This window comes from Bacillus sp. 05T31 (assembly GCF_056396725.1).
This window is the reverse complement of the sequence record NZ_JBFTMA010000392.1, coordinates 1-7,259: the sequence shown is the minus strand read 5'-3', so window position 1 is coordinate 7,259 and position 7,259 is coordinate 1. Positions and strand designations below refer to the sequence as shown.

At 34.1% G+C, this 7,259-nt stretch carries 3 protein-coding genes and 3 pseudogenes; all 6 read right to left on the bottom strand.

Going from position 1 to position 7,259, the window contains the following annotated elements:
• A pseudogene (locus AC1DJR_RS20120) lies at positions 1 to 524 on the bottom strand (sugar-binding transcriptional regulator); the annotation flags it as partial.
• 352 nt (positions 525 to 876) lie between these two features.
• Positions 877 to 1,221, bottom strand: a pseudogene (locus tag AC1DJR_RS20115) (LysE family translocator); the annotation flags it as partial.
• Between the two features lie 233 nt (positions 1,222 to 1,454).
• On the bottom strand, positions 1,455 to 2,534 hold the full coding sequence (gene nheC, locus AC1DJR_RS20110; RefSeq protein WP_429686777.1) for a non-hemolytic enterotoxin NHE subunit C: 1,080 nt from the start codon (positions 2,532 to 2,534) through the stop codon (positions 1,455 to 1,457).
• 107 nt (positions 2,535 to 2,641) lie between these two features.
• Positions 2,642 to 3,850 (bottom strand): non-hemolytic enterotoxin NHE subunit B, encoded by a 1,209-nt coding sequence (nheB, locus tag AC1DJR_RS20105; RefSeq protein WP_477003348.1) that lies wholly within the window; start codon positions 3,848 to 3,850, stop codon positions 2,642 to 2,644.
• Positions 3,851 to 3,887: 37 nt separating this feature from the next.
• A pseudogene (locus AC1DJR_RS20100) lies at positions 3,888 to 4,825 on the bottom strand (HBL/NHE enterotoxin family protein).
• A 604-nt stretch (positions 4,826 to 5,429) separates the two neighbouring features.
• A complete protein-coding gene (locus tag AC1DJR_RS20095; RefSeq protein ID WP_002141290.1) occupies positions 5,430 to 7,256 on the bottom strand; it encodes an APC family permease in 1,827 nt (608 codons plus the stop codon).
• Positions 7,257 to 7,259: the final 3 nt, after the last annotated feature.

Here is a 7,259-nt window from a genome sequence, read left to right as displayed (position 1 = left end):
CGTAACGCACCGTCAATTGCTTTTATTTTTCTATTACCACCTGCAACTAAAATAGAACGTTTCTTTAACTTTAACTCTTCTAACTCAATTCCAATTGTACGCTTATTAATTTCTTCRCTACTAATATTTCCRTCTCCRTCAAAGAAACGTGAACAAATGTCACCGACWGCTTGTTYTTTCARWAWGYTMGTTTCATCCTTATCTAAATATCCTAATCGGAATAATAACGCTTCATCACGCACTGTTCCAACAGTGAAAATTGCAATATTTGCTTGTTTCCCCATTTCAATAATGTGATGAATATGTCTATCTTGCTCCACTAATTCTTTTGTCACCGCATTATCAAATATAACTGGAAGAGGTAGATTTCTTGGCGTCGTTTGAAAAGCATCTGCAAATAGCGCGATCGTTTCATTCGCATATGTATTTACACTTGAGTGACTAATGCCACCTTTTAACTGGACAACCTCTACACCTTTCACATGTTGCGGTACGATTTTTCTAGCGATTTCATACATCGTCATTCAGAAATTTCGACTCCCTTATTTATCAACCTAAACTTCTACTCCACTTAGTATTTACAATAAAACTCTTATTTTTTAGCTTCATACACTCGATACAAATGATCTTGAATCAGATAAAGTGAAACTTTAATCAGTGGGGGGTTTTTCCATCCCCCACTGATTATTAGCCCACACCAATTGGGCTTTTACGGGCAAACCCCCTCGCATTCGCCGAATTTTGAGGTGGGGGTCTCACTGCCCGCAAATAGCGGGATAAATCGATTCATATTCAATTCATTCTTTTTGTTCTTTCTGTAGTAACGATAACAAAACCCTTCAATAACAAACATTGATTATTTCTCTTTTCATATACACTTTTAATCGTTCCAATATCCTTAGAGTTCATTTCCACTGACCCTGACATATTTTCTTTTTTAGAAAAGGCACTCTTAATTGACTTTACAGCTAAGTAAATTAAATAAAAAGCCCCAGCATATTTTATTAATGTAAATAGCATAGCAAATTTCATTAGGATAGCAGAAAGTCCTAGTGTAGCCATTATTGTATGAATCATCATTCCAGATACCGTTCCTAAGACAGTCTTTATCCCACCATTTTTACCATGCGAGATAGTGTTTTTTGTAACTAAGGCAAAACCGGGGCCAGGCATTATTATGATTAAGATTGCTGTAAGGATAAATAACAAATAATTTTCCATGTTTTAGTTTTTCCTTTCCAATTTTTAGTTTTGCCTATAGTATAGCTTTTTTACTTAAAATATTAAATATAAAAAGCGTGATCAGGAGTTTATCGAGGTTATTAGTATCAATTTGACCAAACATTATCCCAAAGTTACATTGATAAAACACACGGCAAATTTATGGGTAAAATTACAAGCTCGGCTCTCATAAAAAACGGGATAAAAAATAAACAGCAGAACTAGTCCACTGTTTATTTCGCCACGCCTTCATGTAATTTTTCTGTATAATCTTTTACATCTTTCCAGCTATCTTTCGCTGTATTTAAATCTTCTTTTATAAACGTAAATTCTTCTGGACTCATTCCTTTTACGTTTTGTAGTAAGTTATTATATTTCGCACCTACTGTATACCATTGATTTGATATATTTTGCAGTGCTGTAATTGCTGCATCAATTGTTTCTGTCATATTTGTTGTTTTATTTTTCACATCTGTCAAAATTGCGACTTCTGCTTGTGCTCCAGAAATTCTATCTTTTAAATTGGCTATTTCTCTTTCTGCATTTGCGATATCTTTTTTCGCAATCGCAATCATCGGTCCGCCAGCAAGACATGTTATTAGTGCTACGCAAAGTACACCACCAGCGATAACCATATCATTACTCTTTTTAATCGAATCGTTATATGTATTTATTTGTTGCTCTAGAGCTGGAATACCAGCATTCGTACTTGCCAAAATCGCTGTTAATTGATTTGTATCCTCTTTAAAACTATTTGTGTCTTTCGCCATTCTATCGCGAAAAGCTTTCAAATTCCCTAATAATACATCTACCTCATTTTGATTCTTTAAAATGTCCGCATACAACTTTTCTAAATCCGCTTTTAACTTTACGCTATCTTTTTGATCAATCGCTAATAGCATGTCACTATAGTACGCTTGAAAAGTATTGTTGTAATCAATAATATTTTGATCCGTTTTCATAATTTGAGGCTTCATATTATTTAACCAATATGCCGCATTAATTTTTGCATCTTTTTGATGCTGAATCATATTCCCTCTTAAATTACCATTAATTGAACTTATTTTACTCAAATCAGTCTCTTGTTGATTTTGAATTAATTTTGCATATGAATCCATTGCGAATATGCTCGATGTCGTTTGCGCCATTACATCTTGGAACCCTGCTGGTCCGAGAGAATAATTTTTCGCATTTTCTTGCAATGTTTTTACGTTTTGTTCCGCTGCAAAAGGATGTAAAGGAAGCACATTACTCGTTGCCACTCCAGCAATCATTATCGTTAAAAGGCATTTCTTATAAAATCTTTTCTCCATACTTTTCACCTATTCTCTTTATAAGGATATCAAAAGCTCCTGCTCACAACTGAACAGGAGCTTCAACTCATTCATTAATACTTAACGCTCTTACGATTCTTATTCAATTATGCTTTTTTCGTATCTACTACTTTAATATCTTCAGCATAAATCTTTTCTGCATAGTCTTTAATGTTTTTCCAGCTATCTTTAGCTATATTCAAGTCTTCCTTAATGAAAACAAGGTCGTTTGGACTAATAGAGTCTACATTTTGAAGTAATGAATTATATTTCGATCCCATTGTATACCATTGGTTTGAAATATTTTGCAACGCTGTAATTGCTGTATCAATTGTGTTTGTTAAATATTCAGTTTGTGTTTTAATGTTCGTTAGTCCTGCCACTTCTAATTGAGCAGTTGTAACTTGTCCTGTTATCTTTTGAATTTCTGCCTGTGCATTATCAAGCTCTTTCTTCGCTAAKACGATTCCWGCWGTWCCACCACCTACWGCTGCTGTWCCACCTGCAATTAATGCGATTCCTAGCGGMGTTCCTGCWCCMGTAGCAATTACAACCGCACCACCGATAATTGCAATTGGGCCTAAAGCTGTCGCAACAGATGAACCGATAATAATTGCATTATATTTACTAATTGCTTCATTATACGTTGTAATTTGATTTTGCAGAAGCGGAATTCCAGCATCTTGACTAGCCAAGATAGATGTAATTTGATTTGCATCTCCCTTGAAATTTTGAGTATCCGACGTCATTTTATTTCGGAATTTCTTTAAGTCTTCTACTAACTTATCTACTTGCGCTTTATTTTCAGTAATACTACTTGATAATCTAGTTAAACCTTTCGTAAGAGTTGCTTTATCCTTTGCATCTACCGCAGCAACTAAAGTATCATAATAGTTTTGGAATTTCGTATTGTAATTAATGATATTTTGATTTGTTGAAATAAGCTGTGGCTTCAATACATCTAGCCATTGTTGTGCATTCCCTCTAGCTGTATCTTGATGCTGAATCACTTTACCTTTTAAAGMTGYATCAACTGACGWTACRTTMCCAAAGTTAACATTACCTTGTTTAATAATTGTTAAAGCGTACAGATCCATTACTAAAGCGTTWGAACCTGTTCTTTCCATYGCATCTTTMAGGCCTTCTGGTCCTAATGAATATTCGTCATAATCATTATATGCTTTTGCTACAGCATGAACTGGAGCTTGTTTCACTGTACTTTCAGCAGCATACGTATGGGCTGGCATAATATTCCCTGCTGCAAATACTGCCATAAGTGCTGATAGAGCCATTACTTTATATGGTTTTTTTGTCATTTTTCTTCTCTCCCTATATCGCTAATTATTTTTCTGTTTAATGTACTTCAACGTTTGTAACGTAATCTTCAAATTGATTTGTTTGCTTATTCATTTCATCACTTACTTTTTTAAGTTGATTGAAATGTTTTTGAAGTAAACTACTGTCTGTATACGTRCCTTCTTCAATATTTGTTTGAATTTGGATCATATTATTGTTTAAAACTTTCCAATCCGTTAATAACGTCTCTAAAGTTGTAATTTGGCGATCAATTAGTTCTGTAAAGCTACTTACTTGATCTTCAACGAATGTAATTTGTGTTGCCTCTGATTCAGTTTGTGATAACTTTTGAATAAGTGGTAATAACTCTTTTTGCTTTTGCTGAATACGAAGAGCTGCTTCCCTCGTTTGACTATCTGCWGCATTTACAATTTCATTACTTAAMGTACCGATAGAAACAAARTCGATTGTTTTCGTTTGTGCAGTTTGATTTGTGATTGTAAATACTTGTTTACCGATATTAATAGAACCTTTAATAATTTCTTGTGGTCTATTCAAAATAGTAGTTAGTTCAGCTTGAATTTCCCCTTGAATTCTTTTTATGTCTTCTCTTAATTTCACAATATCTCCACTTGATCCTTGMAGTGTTTTTATTGCTTCATCAGCTTTAATTGATAAGTTATTACTATCTTTGTCTAATACCGTTTTAAATCGATTTAACTCTAATAAATCTTGCTCCATACTCTCTTGAATGCTTTGGACTTGCAATTGTAATTTTCCATATGCGTTTGTAAAATCTGCTTTTGCCTGTTCATCAGTGGTGACTGTGACCCTAACATTCTAATTGAATTTGATAATGTATTTGGAGCAATTGCATTTTGCGCATATACTGTTTTCACTTCTGTTTGCCCCTCCTTAGCGTAAGCGCTTACAGGAACGAAGCAACTCGTAGATACTGCTGTAACCAATAACCCTGTAATTAAAGTTTTTTTCACTTTAACCCCTCCTATGTATTAGCAACTATTACTATCGCATTTTATTATTCTATTTTCTTGCACATTATTTGAGATGGTTAAAAATAGAGAACGTTCTCACCGTGAGTCATGTACGAAACACCTCTCTCAAACTTTATTTCTACAGTACTTACTTATTGTTATAAAACATTTCATAACTTTTCACATGTGCTTAGTATGAATAACATTGTATAAAATTTCTGTTTCATCGCAATTTCCATATTCACACAGTGAATATATTACATGAAAATATTATTCATTTTAAGATAAATAACGCACATAAATATGAAATTCCGTTTTGTTTTTATTAAAGTTTTGTACTGTAAGGTCATTTAAACACAGCTATTCATCTATCGTAAAGAAGTATTTTAATTCCCTTTATTTTCAAGACCTCATGTCCTTATTCCAAAATAAAATCCACTTAACTTCCTCCATTAAAATATCCATATATCACAACAAAAAACACTGTTTACTCATAAGTGATTATATTATAGTAATATACCTTTAAGGACTATATGCAATTATGCATAGCATATACACAAAAAGGATAGCTTCACTTTCGTGAAGCTATCCTTAAAAAATCTTATTACTTTTTCAAATGATATGGAACTGTCGTAATAACAACATTTCTTTTATAGAGTAAATACGCACGAATGAGTAAACTAGACTGATTATGAAGAATGTTATGCCAACCTTTTTTCGGAATAAACTGTGGTATAACGACCGTAACTCGGTAATTTGATTCACTCGCTTTATATTGCACTGTGTCAATAAATTTTGTAAGCGGCTGAATAATGCTTCTATAATGAGAATGTAATGTAACAAGCCTTACTTCAGGTTGCCACTTCTCCCATTTCTCTTCAAATTTCTTTTCCTCTTCTCTGTCAAAAGCAACATATACAGCGATAACTTGATCTGCAGAAAGAGCCTTAGCATAGTTCAGTGAATTTTCTACTACATGAGTCATACCWGCTACAGGAACGACAATTACATTCCCTTCAATCGGAACAAGTGGTTCACAAGTTTTTAAACTTAATTGATCGCCCACTGCATCATAATGCTTCTTAATTCGATGGAACAAGAAGATAATGAAAGGTAAGAAAATAAGGATTGACCAAACTTGTGCGAACTTAGTTAAAAAGAACATGCTCATAACGATAAAACTAATGACTGCACCAATTAAATTAACCGTTAATCTTAAAGCCCATCCTTCAGGCTTTTCACGAAGCCATTTTAGTACCATTCCAGTTTGAGAAAGTGTAAACGGAATAAATACCCCTACTGCATATAGCGGAATCAAGTGTTCTGTTTTCCCCTGAAAAGCTACAATTAAAATAATCGAAGAAATCCCAAGTATAATAATACCGTTTGAATAACCTAGGCGGTCTCCTCTAATCGTAAACATTCTCGGTATGAACTTATCTTTTGCAAGATTAACCGCTAATAGTGGAAATGCAGAATAACCTGTGTTAGCCGCAAGAATTAATATTAAAGCTGTTGTACCTTGTATGAAATAGTACATGAAATTACGTCCAAAAGTTTGTTCAGCAATTTGTGAAACGACTGTTACTTCCTTACTTGGATTAATTCCGTAATAATAAGCTAAAAAGACAATTCCAGAAAATAAAACTGCAAGTAATGCACCCATTGCAAGCAATGTTTTCGCTGCATTGTTAGGTGCAGGATCTTTAAAGTTTGGAATTGCGTTAGATATCGCCTCAACACCCGTTAAAGCAGAGCTTCCTGAAGCAAATGCTCGTAACAGTAAGAACAAACTAATTCCTGCAACTGGCGTTCCAATTGGCGAATGCAAAGCCTGCGAAACGTGTCCCGTTAAAATATTGTATATCCCTACACCAATTAATATAAATAGTGCTAAAACGAATAAATAAACAGGATATGCTAAAACGGAAGCTGATTCCGTTACGCCTCTTAAATTTAAGATGGTAATCAATATGACAAATATAATCGCAATGATTACATTATGTGCATGTAAGCTAGGAAAAGCAGATGTGAGCGCATCTGTACCCGCAGATACACTTACTGCAACCGTTAAAATGTAATCAACTAATAAAGATCCTCCTGCTATTAAGCCTGGATTCATCCCTAAATTCTCTTTTGATACAACATATGCYCCGCCGCCATGAGGGTAAGCAAAAATAATTTGTCGATAAGATAAAATAAGAGCTGTCAATAATACTAATACCCCAATTGCAATCGGAATGGAATACCAATAAGCTACCGCTCCAAGGCCTGCTAGTGCAATTAATATTTGCTCTGGTCCGTATGCGACCGATGACAATGCGTCAGAAGATAAAATGGCTAGCGCCTTTGTTTTATTAAGTTTTTGCTCTCCTAACTCAGTTGATTTTAACGGCCTTCCAATTAAAAACCTTTTGATAGATGAAACCAACGC